1 protein-coding gene is annotated in these 280 nt (G+C 65.7%); it reads left to right on the plus strand.

The window, feature by feature from the left end:
* The coding region (locus EN862_RS35910) for a GMC family oxidoreductase N-terminal domain-containing protein (protein ID WP_135913361.1) at positions 1-280 on the plus strand (280 nt) is incomplete at both ends.

Raw genomic sequence — 280 nt, forward strand, 5'->3', positions numbered from 1 at the left:
GGCAAGACCAGGCTGCATGGTTCCGGCGGCGAATGGAACGTGGCGCGGCCACGCCTGTCTTGGCCGATCCTGAACACGGTGCAGGAAGCGGCGAAGGAATTCGGCATCATGCCGCGTGAGGATGTGAACGACGGCGACAATGAGGGTTCCGGCTTCTTCGAGGTGAACCAGAGCAGGGGCGTGCGCTGGAACACCGCCAAGGCATTCCTGCGCCCGGCGCTGCGGCGGCCCAACCTGCGGCTGGTCGCCAAGGCGCATGTCGAGAAGGTGCTGTTCGAGG

Source organism: Mesorhizobium sp. M2E.F.Ca.ET.219.01.1.1 (assembly GCF_004016445.2).
GTDB lineage: Bacteria > Pseudomonadota > Alphaproteobacteria > Rhizobiales > Rhizobiaceae > Mesorhizobium.